The sequence below is a fragment of the Microbacterium sp. A93 genome, from assembly GCF_051842835.1.
Genome location: NZ_JBPXMT010000012.1, coordinates 152,349 through 168,851, shown reverse-complemented (window position 1 = coordinate 168,851; position 16,503 = coordinate 152,349). Strand labels below are relative to the sequence as shown.

Genomic DNA, 16,503 nt, shown 5'->3' with positions numbered 1-16,503 from the left:
GAATCATGTCTTCCCCCGACCTGACGCCCCATCCCGCCTGGCTACCCGACGCGGCGTTCGCTGCACTACTCACCCGCACAGTCGCTGTGCTCGGCGAAGGCCCGTGTCTTGACACGGTGCGCGCCGAGCTCGCCGGAGCCCCTTCGGAAAGCGTCGCTGACGCGCAGCTCGTCGTTGCACGAGCGGATGCCGCAGCTATCGCCGGGCTCAACGATCTCCCCGATGCCCCGATCGACGGCCACGTCACCGTCCGTACGGCAGACCGCGTCCTGATCATCGGACGAACGGATGCCGACGCGCTCCGCGGCTTCTACGCGCTGGTGCGCGATGAGGCGACGGCCAGGCTGACCGGCGAGCCTCTCCCCCACGGCACACGCATCTCCGTTGCAGCTGAGCCACTTCGCATGCTCGATCACTGGGACAACATCGACGTGCACCCCTGGATGGGACAGGTCGAGCGCGGCTACGCAGGCGGCTCGATCTTCTACGATGCGGGCAACATCCGCAGCGATCTGGGGCGTGTGCGCGCATACGCGCGACTGATCGCCAACTGCGGCATCAATGCCGTCGCGATCAACAACGTCAACGTGCACGCCCGGGAAGCACGGCTGCTCACCGACGATCTGCACGAGGTCGTCCGCATCGCCGAAATGTTCCGCGCCTACGGCATCCGCACCTTCCTGTCGGTCTCGTTCGGCTCACCGATGATGCTCGGCGGGCTCTCGACGAACGATCCGCTCGAGGGCACCGTGGCCGATTGGTGGTCCGCGACGACAGCGGACGTCTACGCGGCGATCTCCGATTTCGGTGGCTTCCTCGTGAAGGCCGACTCCGAGGGTCAGCCCGGACCCTTCGCCTACGGGCGCACCCACGCCGACGGCGCGAACATGATCGCCCAGGCGCTTCGCCCGCACGGCGGCACCGTGCTGTGGCGCGCGTTCGTCTACAACCACAGCCAGGACTGGCAAGATCGTTCGACTGATCGCGCCCGCGCGGCCCACGACCACTTCGCACCACTCGACGGATCGTTCGCCGAGAACGTCATCCTGCAGATCAAGCATGGACCGTTGGACTTCCAGGTGCGCGAACCGCTGTCACCTGTGCTGGCCGCGATGCCGAACACGCGATTGGCGCTGGAGTTGCAGGTGACGCAGGAGTACACCGGTCATCAGAAGCATGTCTGCTATCTGGCCCCCGCATGGAGCGAGTACCTGCGGTTCCGGATGGACGGAGAGCGCAGCGTCGCCGACATCGTCGCCGGCTCCGATGGCGCACGCGGCGGCATCACCGCGGTATCGAACATCGGCGCCGACATGTTCTGGACGGGGCATCCTCTCGCCCAGGCGAACCTGTACGCCTTCGGACGCCTCAGCTGGGACCCGATGGCAGAGCCGATCGCGCTTCTCGACGAATGGATCGCGCTCACGTTCGCCGCGGCATCAGAGGCACAGCTGCCACGGATCCGCAGCGCGCTGCACGCGATGATGGACGAGTCCTGGCTCCGCTACGAGGCCTACACCGCACCACTCGGGGTCGGATTCATGGTCAGCGCGCAGAATCATTACGGACCGGGCATAGACGACTACGAGTATTCCAAGTGGGGCACATACCACTTTGCCGACCGCGACGGCGTGGGTGTGGATCGCTCGGTAGCTACAGGAACCGGCTATGCAGGGCAGTACCCCTCGCCCTGGCGTGAGATCTATGAGTCAGCACAGACCTGCCCCGATGAGCTGCTGCTGTTCTTCCACCATGTGCCATACGAGCATGCGCTGCATTCTGGGAAGACCGTGATCCAGCACATCTACGACTCGCGCCAGGAGGCGGTGCAGCAGCTCGACGCGGTCGACGAGGCGTGGGATTCACTCGCCGATCTCATCGGCACCACGGCGCTGACATCGAAGTACGACGAACGCATGCGCGAACTCCTCGCCGAACAGCGACGGAACGCAGTCGAGTGGAGGGACCAGGTGCGGACATATTTCTTCCGCAAGTCTGGCGTCCCTGACCCGGCAGGTCACGTGATCTACTGACGACGAAGTAGGCTCGTCGGGTGCGTCTCGTCATTGCCCGCTGCTCCGTGGATTACACCGGGCGGCTCAACGCCCACCTCCCCCTCGCCACGCGTCTGCTCGTGCACAAGGGTGACGGCAGTCTTCTGGTGCACTCCGACGGCGGCAGCTACAAGCCGCTGAACTGGATGAGCCCGCCGTGCACCCTCACCACCGAGGAGCCAGGAGAGGGCGAAGGCAGCGCCGGCGTCGTCGAGGTGTGGCGCGTCACCCACAAGAAGACCGGCGATGCGCTGCGCGTACAGATCTACGAGGTCATCCACGATTCCTCACACGAGCTCGGCATCGACCCCGGACTGCAGAAGGATGGCGTCGAAGCCGACCTTCAACGTCTGCTCGCCGAGCAGGTCGAACTGATCAGCGAGGGCGCGACGCTGGTACGGCGCGAATTTCCGACCGCGATCGGTCCGGTCGACCTGATGGTGCGGGATGCGAATGGTGCCGCCATCGCGGTGGAGATCAAGCGTCGCGGCGACATCGACGGCGTCGAGCAGCTCACGCGTTACCTCGAACTCCTCGGGCGCGATCCACACCTGGCCCCGATCACCGGCATCTTCGCCGCTCAGGAGATCAAGCCTCAAGCGCGCGTCCTGGCCGAGGACCGAGGCATCCGCTGCCTCGTGCTCGACTACGACGAGATGAAGGGCATCGAGTCCGGAGTGCCGCGCCTGTTCTGAGCCCGATCAGCGCGTCGTGACGAGACGCGGCGCTGGACCCTCCAGTCGCGCGATCGCGATCTTCACCTCTGTCAGTTCCTGCTCGACACGACCCAGTCGATCCTCGACGCGATCGAATCGGTCATCAACGCGGTCGAACCTCGCATCCATCCGCGCATCCTGCGCCGCGAACCGCGCGTCCACCCGTTCGAATCCGACGTCCATTCGGCGAATCATCCACGCGAACCCGCCGAAGAGCGCGACGAGGATTGTCGCGAGACTCGCGAGCATCGTCACCACATCCATTGACACGAACACACCTCCATTGTCTCCCTGGTTGTTCAGATTGTCACGAGGATCCGATAGCCATCGGCGCCAGAGACGTGTTCTGTGGATAACCGCAATGAGATCGAATTGGTGCAGACTAAGAGGTCCCGTCAGCCATCGGTCCGAGGGAACGACCACCCGCGCCTAGGCTGGAAGCATGCCTCACTCCCCTTATTCCTGCGTGCTGTGGGATGTCGACGGCACCATCGCCGACGCAACGCCCGGCATCTTCCCTCGACTCCTCGAGGTGCTCGCATCCTTCAATGTTCCGGCGCCGGATCCCACCGCGTTGTCACGCTGGGTCGGTCCACCGATGTACGAATCTTTCCAGCTCCTCGCGGGTCTGAGCCCAGAGCAGGCCGAGGATGCGCTCCGTCGCTACCGCGAGCTCGCGGCGCGTGATGGATACGCGGAATCCGTCGATATCTACCCCGGTGTCCCTGACGTGATCCGCGCCGTGGCAGCGGCCGGCATTCCTCAGGCAACCGCGAGCACGAAGCCCGAGAACCAGGTGCGGGCGATTCTCGATCACAACGACCTGACCGACCTGTTCACCGCGATCTCGGGCGCGCGCAGTGGCACCATCGGACGCAGCGACAGCAAGTCCGACGTCGTCGGCTGGGCCCTCGAACGCCTACAGGCCGCGGGCGCCGACACCTCGAAGCCTGTGCTCGTCGGTGATCGTCATCACGATGTCGAGGGCGCCGCACGGTTCGGCATCCCCGTCATCTTCGCCGAATGGGGATTCGGTGACTCAGCAGAAGGCGACCCGGCCGCGTTCCGCGCCACGGACGCGAAGGCACTGCGAGCGCTGTTGCTCCCGCAGAAGCAGGCGCAGTTGACCGCGTAGAAAACACAACACTCCCCGCCAGCGCACGAGGTGACGCACGCCGGAGCGGGGAGTGCGGTGTTATCGCCCTTAGATGGGGTGAATGTTCTCGGCTTGCAGGCCCTTGGGGCCCTGCGCCACCTCGAACTCGACGCGCTGGTTCTCGTCGAGTGAGCGGTAGCCGCTTGCTTCAATGGCGGAGTAGTGCGCGAAGACGTCAGCGCCGCCGTCATCGGGGGAGATAAAGCCGAAGCCCTTCTCCGAGTTGAACCACTTAACCGTGCCTTGGGTACTCATGTACTGCCGTTCTGCTGGAATGTTGTCGACGCAGGGTGCCCCGACGAAGCCCACATTATCGGCGTAGCGCCTGAGTGGAATAGCTCTCGCAAGAAGGTAATCCAAATGTTGCACGAGCGATACGCCGCGGAAGCACGTCAGCGATTGCGGGTGGCGTTCAATCGCAGAGCGGCTTCCCGGATGTCATCAATCACGCTCATGTCCTCGATCGTGGGAGGGATCTTCACATCCTCGACCCCGTCGACGATCTCGCGAATTGTCTTACGCAGCATCTTGCCCGACCGCGTCTTCGGCAACCTGGCCACGACGACCACGTCTCGAAACGCGGCCACCGCGCCAATGTCATCCCGCACGCGCTGCACGAGCTCGCGCACCAGCTCAGCCTCGCCCTGATCGATGTTCGCCTTCGTCACGACGAAACCCACCGGAACCTGGCCTTTCAACGCATCCGCGGCGCCGACGACCGCGCATTCGGCGAGCGCAGGATGCTCCAGCAGCGCCTGCTCCATCGTCCCCGTCGACAGCCGGTGACCGGCGACATTGATGACGTCATCCGCACGACCCATCACGAACAGGTAGCCATCTTCGTCGAGGTAACCCGAGTCGCCCGTCGCGTAGTGGCCGGGGAAGGCGTTGAGGTATGACGATACGAATCGATCGTCACCACCCCACAGCGTCGACAGCGCTCCTGGTGGCAACGGGAGACGAATCGCGATGTTGCCCTCTTCGCCCGTCGGCAGCGATCGGCCGTGCTCGTCGAGGATGTCGATCTGATAGCCGGGCACCGGTACCGAGGGCGATCCTGGCTTGACCGGCATCGGGTCGAACCCCTGCAGGTTCGCTGATATCGACCAGCCGGTCTCGGTCTGCCACCAGTGATCGATCACCGGCTTGCCGAGCAGCTCCTGCGCCCATCGCAGGGTATCGGTGTCGAGTCGTTCGCCGGCAAGGTAGAAGGTACACAGCTTCGACAGGTCGCGTCCCTTCGCGAACACGCCTTCCGGGTCGACGCGACGGATGGCGCGCAAGGCAGTCGGTGCGGTGAACAGCGCCTTGACGCCATGCTGCTCTGCCACCCGCCAGAACGCGCCCGCATCCGGGGTTCCGACCGGCTTTCCCTCGTAGAGGATCGTGGTCGCGCCGACGAGCAGAGGTGCGTAAACGATATAGCTGTGGCCAACGACCCATCCGATGTCGCTGGCGGTGAAGAAGACGTCACCGCGTCCGATGTCGTAGATGTTCTTCATCGACCATGCGAGCGCGACCGCGTGCCCACCATTGTCACGAAGTACACCCTTCGGCGTACCTGTCGTGCCAGAGGTATAGAGAACATAGAGCGGATCGGTCGCCCGCACCGGGATGGCGGGGTACGGCGTGGTCGGAATCGACCTGCTCGCCCAATCCCACCATCGGGTGCCTTCGGTGGTGCCCTCGAAATCCGCCGCGGAACCCGGAATCTCGGGTCGATCTTTCACGATGACCGTCTCGACCGTGTGTGATGCCAGGGCGAGCGCGTCGCGGATAGTGGGGAGATACTCCACGGTGCGGCTCGGCTCGATACCGCCGGATGCGGTGATGATCGCCTTGGGTCGAGCATCATCGATGCGCACAGCGAGCTCCTTGGCTGCGAACCCGCCGAACACGACGGAGTGCACGGCTCCCAGACGAGCGCACGCGAGCATCGCGACGACTGCCTGCGGGATCATCGGCATATAGAGGATGACGCGATCCCCCTTCGCGACTCCGGCATCCGCGAGCACGTGCGCGAAGCGTGCGACTCGGCCGAGCAGATTCTCATAGCTGTACTCGCGCACCTTGCCGACGACGGGGGAGTCGTAGATGAGAGCGACGTCGTCACCGTGCCCAGCCAGCACATGCCGATCAAGCGCGTTGTAGCTGGTGTTCAGCTCACCATCGGGATACCAACGCCCGTAGGGACCACTGTCAGGATCGAACGCACGGCTCGGTGCGCGGTACCAGTCGATCGCTTGTGCGGCGTCAAGCCAGTATTTCTCGGGGTCCTCGACACTTTTCCGGTAGGCCTCGCGGTAGATGTCGCCTGCTTTGTTCATCATCGAACTCTCCTTCGCGTGCGGCGATTCTGACACACCAACCCGGATCTTGTGCATACACAGAAACCTAGAATCGCCGAAACTACCCACTTTCGGGGGGAGTTTTCGCCTGCAATGTACACATCGTGGCGCACGACGGTAGAGAAGAGGACGGCCCTCATCGCGGGGGGAGCGATGAGGGCCAAAGACGACCGGAGGGTGCGTCAGAAAACACCCTATCCCTAAATGGTTACTCTTGTCCCCCATATGGGGGACAAATTCGAAAAAACGTGGGAGGATAACCCGAAAGCGGCCCTCTGGAATAGTCCGTTGGGGAATGAATTATTCACGAGGGCCCACTCGCATGCGCGGATCGTCGGGCTTGAGCTGGGGACGACGGTGACGGTCAAACCCCGTGCGCATGCACCTCACATTAGGGGAGGATGCATGACTCGTCCACGAAGTATTCGGGGAGTCGAGTCCGGCAGAGGTCGGGGACTGATCCCGTAGGGATCACAGGTTTCGGGATGAGATGGGACGCACAGCACGGATCTGATCCGGCGCCTCGCCTCTCCCGAAACTGCGGGATCACCTGCGCGGCCACCAGATGCGCTCGCCCAGCAGCCCGAACAGCGCCGGTACGACCACAGTGCGCACGATCAGAGTGTCCACTACCACTCCGACCCCGACGATCAAGCCCAATTGCCCGAGCGTGACCAGTGGCAGCACTCCGAGGGCGGCGAAGACAGCGGCAAGCACGATCCCCGCGCTGGTAATGACGGCACCGGTGTGCGTGACCGCCTGCACCATGCCTTCTCGCGTGCCCAGCGTCTCGGCCTCAGCGCGCGCACGATGCACGAGGAAGATCGTGTAGTCAATCCCCAGCGCGACAAGGAAGAGGAAGGAGAGCAGCGGCACCTGCAGATCAAGTGCAGGCTGATCGAACAGCACCCTGCTCAGCCAGGCGCCGGCGCCAATCGCTGCGACGGCGCTGACCAGGTTGACCAGCAGCAGCACGACAGGTGCGAGCACAGATCGCAGCAGCACCAGAAGCACGATGAAGCTGACGGCAAGCACCAGCGGCGCAATGAGCAGAAGGTCCTGCTCATTTCCTGCCCTGGCATCCAGATCCGTGGCGATCGCGCCGCCCACCAGAGCGTCGGCGTCCGGCACGTCGTGGGCCGTCGTCCGTAGCTCTGTCACGAGCGCAAGGCTCTCGGCAGTACCGGGCGCATATTCACCGATGACCATGATCTTGGTGAGCGAGCCATCGTCGGTCTCGCCAAGCGGATGCGCGCGCAGCACACCGTCGACATCGGCTGCGGCTCTCACGACCTCGTCTGCGTGCGTGCTGTCGGCAACGATGAAGATCGGCTGAGACTCTCCCGGCGGGAAGTGGTCGGCAAGCACCTCGAGTCCGGCAGCAGATTCGGATTGCACGCGGAACTTCTCAACCTGATCGAGACCGACCGAAGTTCCGAGGAGTCCAGTGGTCATGATCGCCAATAGGGCGAGGCCGCTGACCAGGCTCACCACCGGTCGCCGCATGACCCGTGTCGCGATGCCGTGCCAGATCGTGTCACGCGCGGTATCTGCACCGGCCATAGACGTGAACGGCTTCGGCATGAAGGGCCAGAACACCCTCCGGCCGCACAGAGCCAACACCGGCGGAAGCGCGAACAGCACGGCGGCGAGCGCGATCAGCAGGCCGACGGCAGACGAGACACCGAGCCCTCGGGTACCGGGGATCACTGCGAGCGCGAGCGTCAGCAACGCGAGCACAACGGTGATGTTGGATGCCACGATCGCGGGCACGGTCTTGCGCCAGGCGGCGCTCAGGGCCTGGCGATGGTCTTCGTTCACTGCGAGCTCTTCCCGGTACCGGGAGATCAGCAGCAGGGCGTAGTTGGTGCCGGCACCGAAGACGAGCACGCTGATGATGCCGGCGTCGAACTGCAGATCGAGCCATGCACCGACGGCGCCAGTGACTTTGCCAGCGAGCTGATCTGCGAACGCGACCACGGTCAGCGGCAGCAGCCAGAGGATGGGGGAGCGGTAGGTGATGATCAGCAGCAGCGCGACGATGATGATCGTCACCAGCAGCAGCGTGAAGTCGGCGCCATCGAACGCGGAGGTGATGTCGGCGCCGAAGGCCGGCCCGCCAGTGACCTGCAGGATGATGCCGTCTGGAGCGAGGCCCGCGATCGAACCGCGCAGGTCCTTGATGACGGTGGCCGTCTCGGCGTTGTCGGCGCCGACAGTGATCGGGGTGACGATCACCGCTGCCTCTCCGTCATCGCTGATGCTCGGACCGGACGACGCCAGGCCGGTGTGCGCGCCCAGCACGCGAGCGACTTCCTTCAGCGCTTCGATGTCGGAATCGGTCAGGATCGTGGCATCCGCCCGTGAAGCAACCACCAGAACCGACTGCTCGTCAGCATCCGGAAATTTGTCCAGCAGCGCACTCACGCGGGAGGATTCCGAGTCGGCGGGCGCCGCCTCGTTTGCGGAGGGGGCATCGATCCGGCTGAACAGGCCGAACAGCGCGGTGAAAACGATCAGGACGATGCCGAGCGAGATCCATGCACCGCGCCGCGAGGTGAGTCGGTCGGAGAAGCGCGCGCGAGAAGTTGTCATGCCTCAAGCTCACCAAGCAGTTCACTCGATGGCATCGCTCAAAAGGTGGAGACCGCGAACTCGCCCGCAGACGAACAGCGCAATAGGCTCCGGGTATGTCGCTCGAAACTTTTCTGCTGCGGGTAGATCGACTCGCCGGCGGCCGCGGGTCCGGAATCATGATCTCCGAAGATGCACGCACCCATCCGAAGACAGTGCGCGCATTCCGCTGGATCACGTGGCTGCTCGTCGCCGAACTCGTGATCGGCGTCGGCGCCCTCGTCGTGGCCATGCTGCTGGCGACAAACGGTGAATCAGTGGGCTTCGCAGTCTGGATGCGCACGGTCGTTGTGCTCGGCATGACCGTGACGCTGTTCTACTTTGCATGGCGTGCGAAGCTCGGCTGGCGGTGGGGCTATCAGCGTCTTCGCCTGTTCGCACAGATCTTCCCCGTGATCACACTGGTGATGGCGGCGATTCCTGGCCTGTACCCGGCGTGGATGGTCACCGAGCAGATCATCTTCAGCCTGATCATGATCGGCATCGCCGACTTCCTCACGAGCGACCACATGCGCGAGGCCTACCGCAAACCCGCCCCGACGACGTAGGAGTAGTCGCACTACCTTCCCCACCACCGCGCGTCAACCCCGTCGGCCCACCTCGAGATCCGTGTGACAGTCGATGGCATGGATCACCTGATCCCCGACGAAAGGAACGGATCAATGGGTATTGGAGACAAGGCGAAGCACGTCGCTGAGGACATGGCCGGTCACATGAAGGAAGCCGCCGGCAAGCTCACCGACAACGAGAAGCTGGAAGCAGAAGGCAAGACTGACCAGGCCAAGGCCGATCTCAAGAAGGCCGGCGACAACGTCAAAGACGCCTTCAAGAAGTAGGTCGACTGGGCAGCGCCATCAATGCGGCGCTGCCCAGCGATGCTGGCCCGATGATGCTCAGCTCACAGCTTGGACGACGCCGCTGATGATCACCGCGAACACGGTCGTCCAGCCGATGATCGCAATGGCCTGCCAGATGAGGATGCGCGCCTTGCCGACGCCGACGGCGGCGAGCATGGTCGCGGTGAACTGGGTCGGCAGCAGCAGCGGGCCAAGCAGGCTCACACCGGGAACACCGTAGCGCTCCAGCGCCCGCAGGAACTTCTGGCGACGCGCGGTCTTGCGCTCGCTCCCGTCTTCGGCCGCAAGCGCCTCGGCTGCGGCATCCAGATCGACGCTGCCGCCTGATCCGGCGAGCACGCTGGCACGGCGACGGTTCACGACCGCGGTGCGTGCACCCGAGCTGAGCAGCACGAGCAGTGCGACCGTGAGGAAGTTTCCGGCGATCGCCGCGATCGCCGCGATGACCGGGTTGATTCCACCGAGGATGCCGATCGAGACGGCGCCCTCTCCCTCGATGAAGGGGATCGCGCCGGCCAGCACAACGATGAGGGGCTGTACGATTTCGGGCACCTGGCCAACGAGGTTCTGGAAGATCTCGATGAGGTTCATGATTTGCTCCTGCCGTTCTGCACCGGATCTCGGTGTGAAACCAGTCCATCGCTTCTCATCGATTGCGGGAAGTGTCGTTCTGTCACCTCTTGCAGGGTGCTTTGCATGGCTGATGGGTGACATGTGTCACGCCCGTAGGCTGGACGCATGAGCAACAAATCCACCCCGGTGCCGGCCGGTTCAGCAGCTGTGGCCGAGCGCGGCTCACTGCGGCTCGCACGCGGTGTGTCGGCCACCTGGTGGTACACGGTCGCGGCCCTCCTCTTCTTCGAACTGGGGATCGTGCTTGCCACGCTCCTCGTCGTCGCCTCCTCCCCAGCCCAACCGCCCGTCGCGATCGCTGGAGTCGGCCTCGGCGGTCTGGCGTGGGTTGCAGCGACGGTGGCGCTGCTGATCGATTACCGGCATCGGACGGACTCCGCACCGCTGGTGCGGTGGCGCAGGCAGCTGCTGCCACTTTTGCTGTCCCTGGCATATGGAGTGACGGCCGGCGCGGTCTGCGGATTGTGGATCGTCGGCGCTTTGCCGTTGCTGCAGTCGCTCATGCTTCTCAACTGGCAGTCTGGCGTTCGGGTTCGGGCATTGCTCGCCGCAACTGGTCTGCTCGTCGCACTCGCCGTGATCGACGCGAATGCGACAGACGTCGGGACCGCGGCGTCGGGCTGGGGGCTACTCGTCTCGTTCTCCGTCATTCTTCCCGCGATGACCGTCGCCTCGTTGTGGTGGTGGGATGTGCTGGCCCGGCTCGACCGGGCGCGAGCCTCTGAGAGTCGCCTCGCCGCAACCCAGGAACGTCTGCGGGTGGCGACGGACGTGCACGACCTGCAGGGACACCACCTGCAGGTGGTCGCGCTTCAGCTCGAACTCGCGGAGCGCCTGATGACGAAAGACACGGATGCTGCGCTAGAGCAGCTGCGCGCGGCGAGAGCCAGCGTGGCCGAAGCCCAACAGGGCACGCGCGACCTCGCCCTGCGCTTCCGCTCTGTACCGCTGCGGGATGAGATCGCCAACGCCGTCGATCTGCTGCGGGCGGCGGGTACGGCAGCGGAAGCGCGCGTGGATGAGGATGCAGATCGTGCACCGGCATCCGTTCTGGGGCCCGTGATCCGTGAGACGACGACGAACGTCCTCCGCCATGGCGGGGGACATTGGGCGCGTCTTTCACTCGTGCGGCAGGCGGAGTCCTGGCGCTACGAGATCTCGAACGACGCAGCATCCGACACCTCCGCGAGCGACGATGGATCCGGGCTGGACGGCATCAGCCGCCGCACCGCAGAAGTCGGCGGGTCCGTCGAAGTGCAGCGAGGCAAGAATGAGTTCACTGTCGTCGTGAGCGTGCCAGCAGTGGCCGATGCAGTGGCCGATGTGACTGATCCGGGGGAGCAGCGATGATCCGCGTGCTGATTGCCGACGATGAGGCGATGATTCGCTCCGCCCTGGCGGCGCTGCTGCGGCTCGAGGACGACATCGACGTGGTCGCAGAGTGTGCCGATGGCGAGCAGGCGGTCGTCATGGCCGAGAGGCTGCAGCCCGACATCTGCCTGCTCGATCTGGATATGCCTGGGCTCGACGGTGTCGAGGTGGCCGAGCGGCTGCGCCGCACACTGCCGGCGACGCGCTGCGTAGTGGTGACGCGGCATGCGCGTCCCGGCGTCCTGCGGCGAGCGCTGGCATCCGGAGTCGCCGGCTTCCTGCCGAAGTCTCGCGGTGCGAATGAGGTGGCGGAGGTGATCCGTCGGGTCGCTGCCGGCGGGCGCTATGTCGACCCAGAGGTCGCCGCCGATGCTCTGAGTGATGAGCGAAGCCCGCTGACCGATCGCGAGCTCGACGTGCTGCGCGCAGGGCGACGCGGTGAGACGACCGGTCAGATCGCGCGCTCACTGTTACTCGCACCGGGGACCGTGCGCAATCACATTTCGGCGGTGCTCGCGAAGCTTCACGTCGCCACTCGCCAGCAGGCGGTTCTGATGGCCGAAGAGCGTGGCTGGATCTGACTCGAAAGGTAATGCCATGAAGACGATCGGAGTGCTCGGCGGGATGAGCTGGGAGTCGTCGCTGGAGTGGTATCGCCTCGCGAACGAGCGCGTCAGGGAGCGTCTGGGTGGGCACCATTCCGCCCGAATTCTGCTGGATTCGCTGGACTTCGCGGACATCGAGGCGATGCAGGCGCGAGACGACTGGGATGCCGCCGCACAGCTGCTCGCCGGGCGCGCCCGAGCCCTCGAAGACGCGGGAGCCGAGTTGCTGGTGCTGTGCACCAACACCATGCATCTCGTGGCAGAACGGATACAGGATGCCGTCAGCATCCCGTTCCTGCACATCGTCGACGTCACGGCCGAGGCGATCCACCCCACCGGTGTGCGAACCGTCGGGTTGCTTGGCACGGCTTTCACCATGGAGCGGCCGTTCTACGCGGATCGACTCGGTGCTCACGGCATCCGGACGATCGTCCCCGACGCAGAAGGGCGACGGGCGGTGCACGACGTGATCTACGACGAACTCGTGCACGGCGTCGTCCGGGAGGAATCTCGGCAGTGCTATCAACGCGTCATGGAAGACCTCGTCGATCGCGGTGCCGAGGGGATCATTTTGGGCTGTACAGAGATCGAGCTGCTCATCGGCTCCGACGATGCGGCAGTGCCGGTCTATCCCACGACCTCGCTTCACGTCGACGCCGCGCTCACCGCCGCACTGGGGGACTGACGGCGGTGTTCGGACCCTTCGGATCGATGTGGCGCCCGATGCGCCACCGACGCCGCGGCGTGCGCGGCATCCCGTTCGCCCGACTTGACCTGTGATGCGACGTCAGAGCGGCGGCTCTTCCAGATGGAGGCGGGAGCGGCCACGGTAACGACGCCCGCTCATTCCGAGCAGCGCGAGGGCGATGACGATGGGGATGTAGACGAACGCATCGTTCACCGTGAACAATTCACCCAGCAGAAGTGCGGCGCCGAGCAGCAGCACCGGCTCGAGATATGACAACAGGCCGAACAGCGACAGCGGCAGCAGGCGCGAGGCAAGGATGTAGAGGGTCATCGCCACGCCACTGAGCGATGCCATCAGCAACATCAACGGCCAGGTATCCGGAATTGTCCGCGCGGGATCGGACGCGTAGGAGACGACGATCACGACGACCGCCGGCACGATGAGCACGATGATCTCGATCAGGAATACCTGCATCGAATCGAGACCCGTCCAGCGGCGAAGAGCGAAGTAGATCGGGTAGAGGCCAGCGATGATGGCGACCGGCCAGTTCACGCCCCCGGCGATCAGCAGCTGCGCGAGCACGCCTACGCACGCGGCCGCCACAGCGGACCACTGCATCCTGTTCAGCCGGTCCCGGAAGAACACGCGCCCCACGACGACCATCGCCAGCGGCAGCAGGAAGTAGCCAAAGGCGATGTCCTGCGCGTGCCCGTTGGCGGGCCCCCACATGAACACCCACAACTGCACCCATATGATCGCGCTGTTGACGAGAACGATCAGCAGCAGCTTCGGGCTGCGCGTGATACGCACGGTCACGGCTTTCAGTGCGGTGCGCGCCCTCGAGGACGCGTGCACCGCGAGGAGCGGGATCAGGATGAACAGCACACGCCACGCCGTCGTCTCCGCCGGCGCGAAGCCGTCGAGATGGCCGCCCAGCACGCTGATCACGCCGAACAGCACGGATGCCAGAAGCGATGCCGCGATGCCGCGACCGGCAGCCTGGGAGAGAACAGAACGAATGATGAGGCACTCCGTGTGGTGAGGGGAGGTGTGCTGCAAATCTACTGCGCGCTCATCGTCGCCTGAGAACTCTGGCTCGCACGGCGAGCAGGGCGCAGGCGATGACCGCGGCGCCACCGAGGATGGTGGGCCACCCGATCTGCTCGGCGAGCAGCAGCGCCGCCCAGCAGATGGTCATCACCGGCTGCGCGAGCTGCACCTGACTGACCTGCGCCATCGGACCGATCGCCAGCCCCCGATACCAGGCGAAAAACCCGAAGAACATGCTCACGACGGCGAGATACCCGAATGCGCCCCATTCGATCACCCCTCCGGTCGGCGGATGCTGAATGATCGCGAGGCCGGTGAGAATCAGCGTCAGGGTGAAGCGACGACAAGGGCCCAGGAAATCGTCTGCCACGATCCCAGCTCACGGGAAAGGAGACCGCCCTCGGCGTATCCGATCGCGCACGCGATGACGGCAGCGAACAGCAGTAGGTCTGACCAGCTCAGCCCTACGATGTCACTGCTCTGGACCAGGGCGAACCCGATGGCGGCGACCGCACCGAGTGCGGCGGCGATCCAGAATGACCGGCTGGGTCGCTCTTTGCCGCGCAGCACTGTCATCACCGCGGTCGCGGCGGGCAGCAGGGCGATGACAACTGCGCTGTGACTGGCCGATGCCGTGGTGAGAGCGTACGAGGTCAGCAGGGGGAATCCGAGGACAACGCCGCCGGCGACAATCGCCAGTCGAAACCACTGGGTGCCCCGCGGCATCCGCTGACGGGTGAGGCGAAGCACGGCGATGGCGAGCAGGGCGGCAACGACCGCGCGACCGGCGCCGACGAACAGTGGCGACATATGACCGCCTTCGACTGCGAGGCGGGTGAACGGCACGGTGAATGAGAAGGCGGTAACTCCGAGCAGGCCCCACCAGAGCCCGGCGTGTGCGCTCGATATCGGAGGCGAGATTTGCAGAGTAGCGCTACTATGTTGCTTCATGTCCGACAGTAGCAGTGAGCGAATCGCGCAGCGACTCCGCGAGTGGGTGTCGAACGCACCTTCCGGTGCACAGCTCCCTTCCACGCGTGCACTGGTCGCTGAATATGAGGCCAGCCCGGTGACCGTGCAGAAGGCATTGCAGAGTTTGATCGGACAGGGGCTGGTGGAGACCCGGCCCGGCGTGGGCACCTTCGTGCGCAGCATCCGCGTGGCTCGTCCGCACGATTATGGCTGGCAGACCGCGGCGCTCGGTTCACCTCAGAATCGCATGCCACACGCCTCAGCCGCACTGCGCGCGACGCCCAACGATGTGATCGCCTTGCACTCCGGTTACCCGGACAGAGAACTGCTCCCCGAACGACTTGTGCGCGCTGCGCTCACCAGGGCTGCCCGCGGGGATGCAGTGATGAGCAAGACTCCCGCCGCGGGTCTGCCCGAGTTGCAGGCCTGGTTCGCATCCGAGCTCGGCGCGCACACGCCGACGGGACTCACACCTCCGACCGCGAGCGATGTGGTGATTCTGCCGGGGAGCCAGAGCGGCCTGAGTACCCTCTTTCGCACACTCGTCGGAGCCGGCAGGCCCATGCTGATCGAGTCACCGAGCTACTGGGGCGCGATTCTCGCGGCCGCCCAGGTGGGAGTGCAGCTCGTCCCGATCCCCAGCGGACCCCACGGCCCAGACCCCGATGAGATTGATCGGGCATTCGCCCAGACCGGTGCGCGTGCCTTCTACGCCCAGCCGAACTTCGCCAACCCGAACGGGGCGCAGTGGTCTCCTGACCTCGCCGACTCAATACTGCGGATCGTGCGCGAACGAGGTGCATTCCTCATCGAGGACGACTGGGCGCACGACTTCGGCATCACCACCACAGCCGCACCGCTGGCGGCCCGCGATGACAGCGGACACGTCGTGTACCTGCGTTCACTGACCAAGAGCGTCTCACCGGCGATCCGCGTTGCAGGCCTGATCGCGCGCGGACCTGCGCATGACCGCATCCTCGCCGACACGCAGTCGCAGGCGATGTATGTCAGTGGAGTACTCCAGACCGCCGCACTCGATGTCGTCACCCAGCCCGCCTGGCGCACACATGTGAAGTCGCTACGGCAGCAATTGGCCGCACGCCGTGATCTGCTTGTCGACTCGCTGCGGGAGCATGCGCCTACCGCGCACCTGGAGTCCGTGCCCGCCGGCGGCCTGAATCTCTGGCTGCAACTACCCGATGAGACCGTTCTCGTACGGTTCGCGCGCGAATGCGAAGTCAGCGGAGTCATCCTCGCGGCAGGCGACGACTGGTTCCCGGCCGAACCGACCGGCCGGTACCTGCGCCTGAACTACTCCGGACCGAATCCCGGCGCGTTTCCCGAGGCCGCGCACATCATCGGCCAGGTGCTGGCAAGGCACTAGCAACCCAAGTTGACAGCATCCGCGTAAGCAACGTA

Annotated in this window: 15 protein-coding genes and 1 pseudogene; 9 read left to right on the top strand and 7 right to left on the bottom strand. The window is 64.9% G+C overall.

From position 1 onward, the window contains the following. Positions 1 to 5 precede the first annotated feature (5 nt). Positions 6 to 2,033, top strand: a complete 2,028-nt coding sequence (locus ACSU1G_RS26975; RefSeq protein WP_439283428.1) for an alpha-glucuronidase — start codon at positions 6 to 8, stop codon at positions 2,031 to 2,033. A gap of 20 nt (positions 2,034 to 2,053) precedes the next feature. Further along, positions 2,054 to 2,749 (top strand): endonuclease NucS, encoded by a 696-nt coding sequence (gene nucS / locus ACSU1G_RS26970; RefSeq protein WP_439283427.1) that lies wholly within the window; start codon positions 2,054 to 2,056, stop codon positions 2,747 to 2,749. A gap of 6 nt (positions 2,750 to 2,755) precedes the next feature. On the opposite strand, the gene ACSU1G_RS26965 is transcribed toward nucS, so the two are convergent. After that, positions 2,756 to 3,034, bottom strand: a complete 279-nt coding sequence (locus ACSU1G_RS26965) for a response regulator (protein WP_439283643.1) — start codon at positions 3,032 to 3,034, stop codon at positions 2,756 to 2,758. A gap of 178 nt (positions 3,035 to 3,212) precedes the next feature. On the opposite strand from ACSU1G_RS26965, the gene ACSU1G_RS26960 reads away from it, so the two are divergent. Next, on the top strand, positions 3,213 to 3,905 hold the full coding sequence (locus ACSU1G_RS26960) for an HAD hydrolase-like protein (RefSeq protein WP_439283425.1): 693 nt from the start codon (positions 3,213 to 3,215) through the stop codon (positions 3,903 to 3,905). Positions 3,906 to 3,974: 69 nt separating this feature from the next. Here ACSU1G_RS26960 and ACSU1G_RS26955 read toward each other — a convergent pair whose 3' ends face one another. The 3 genes from ACSU1G_RS26955 to ACSU1G_RS26945 form a co-directional block, all read right to left on the bottom strand. Beyond that, positions 3,975 to 4,181 (bottom strand): cold-shock protein, encoded by a 207-nt coding sequence (locus tag ACSU1G_RS26955; RefSeq protein ID WP_439283423.1) that lies wholly within the window; start codon positions 4,179 to 4,181, stop codon positions 3,975 to 3,977. Positions 4,182 to 4,318: 137 nt separating this feature from the next. Then, entirely contained in the window at positions 4,319 to 6,256 is a 1,938-nt protein-coding gene (locus ACSU1G_RS26950; RefSeq protein ID WP_439283421.1) for an AMP-binding protein, read from the bottom strand. 564 nt (positions 6,257 to 6,820) lie between these two features. Next, positions 6,821 to 8,869 (bottom strand): MMPL family transporter, encoded by a 2,049-nt coding sequence (locus tag ACSU1G_RS26945; protein WP_439283420.1) that lies wholly within the window; start codon positions 8,867 to 8,869, stop codon positions 6,821 to 6,823. 95 nt (positions 8,870 to 8,964) lie between these two features. Here ACSU1G_RS26945 and ACSU1G_RS26940 point away from each other — a divergent pair, with 95 nt between their 5' ends. Beyond that, positions 8,965 to 9,456 carry a hypothetical protein gene (locus ACSU1G_RS26940; RefSeq protein WP_439283418.1) on the top strand — a complete coding sequence of 164 codons (492 nt, stop codon included), beginning with the start codon at positions 8,965 to 8,967 and terminating at the stop codon, positions 9,454 to 9,456. Positions 9,457 to 9,570: 114 nt separating this feature from the next. Beyond that, positions 9,571 to 9,744 (top strand): CsbD family protein, encoded by a 174-nt coding sequence (locus ACSU1G_RS26935; RefSeq protein WP_439283641.1) that lies wholly within the window; start codon positions 9,571 to 9,573, stop codon positions 9,742 to 9,744. Between the two features lie 57 nt (positions 9,745 to 9,801). On the opposite strand, the gene ACSU1G_RS26930 is transcribed toward ACSU1G_RS26935, so the two are convergent. Beyond that, entirely contained in the window at positions 9,802 to 10,356 is a 555-nt protein-coding gene (locus ACSU1G_RS26930) for a small multidrug efflux protein (RefSeq protein ID WP_439283416.1), read from the bottom strand. 147 nt (positions 10,357 to 10,503) lie between these two features. Here ACSU1G_RS26930 and ACSU1G_RS26925 point away from each other — a divergent pair, with 147 nt between their 5' ends. The 3 genes from ACSU1G_RS26925 to ACSU1G_RS26915 are packed head-to-tail and all read left to right on the top strand — an operon-like array spanning position 10,504 to position 13,059. Continuing rightward, positions 10,504 to 11,748: a sensor histidine kinase gene (locus ACSU1G_RS26925; RefSeq protein ID WP_439283414.1), complete on the top strand. Its 1,245-nt coding sequence runs from the start codon at positions 10,504 to 10,506 to the stop codon at positions 11,746 to 11,748. Further along, positions 11,745 to 12,350, top strand: a complete 606-nt coding sequence (locus ACSU1G_RS26920) for a response regulator (protein ID WP_439283412.1) — start codon at positions 11,745 to 11,747, stop codon at positions 12,348 to 12,350. Before ACSU1G_RS26925 ends, ACSU1G_RS26920 begins: the two co-directional genes overlap by 4 nt. Before the next feature lie 16 nt (positions 12,351 to 12,366). After that, positions 12,367 to 13,059 carry an aspartate/glutamate racemase family protein gene (locus ACSU1G_RS26915; protein ID WP_439283411.1) on the top strand — a complete coding sequence of 231 codons (693 nt, stop codon included), beginning with the start codon at positions 12,367 to 12,369 and terminating at the stop codon, positions 13,057 to 13,059. A gap of 102 nt (positions 13,060 to 13,161) precedes the next feature. Here ACSU1G_RS26915 and rarD read toward each other — a convergent pair whose 3' ends face one another. Next, a complete protein-coding gene (gene rarD, locus ACSU1G_RS26910) occupies positions 13,162 to 14,199 on the bottom strand; it encodes an EamA family transporter RarD (RefSeq protein WP_439283409.1) in 1,038 nt (345 codons plus the stop codon). Then, positions 14,135 to 15,063: pseudogene (locus tag ACSU1G_RS26905) on the bottom strand (DMT family transporter). Before ACSU1G_RS26905 ends, rarD begins: the two are co-directional and overlap by 65 nt. Between ACSU1G_RS26905 and ACSU1G_RS26900 the strand changes: the two are divergent. Then, positions 15,062 to 16,468: a PLP-dependent aminotransferase family protein gene (locus tag ACSU1G_RS26900; RefSeq protein ID WP_439283407.1), complete on the top strand. Its 1,407-nt coding sequence runs from the start codon at positions 15,062 to 15,064 to the stop codon at positions 16,466 to 16,468. The pseudogene ACSU1G_RS26905 and the gene ACSU1G_RS26900 overlap by 2 nt on opposite strands. The last annotated feature ends 35 nt before the right edge of the window (positions 16,469 to 16,503 follow it).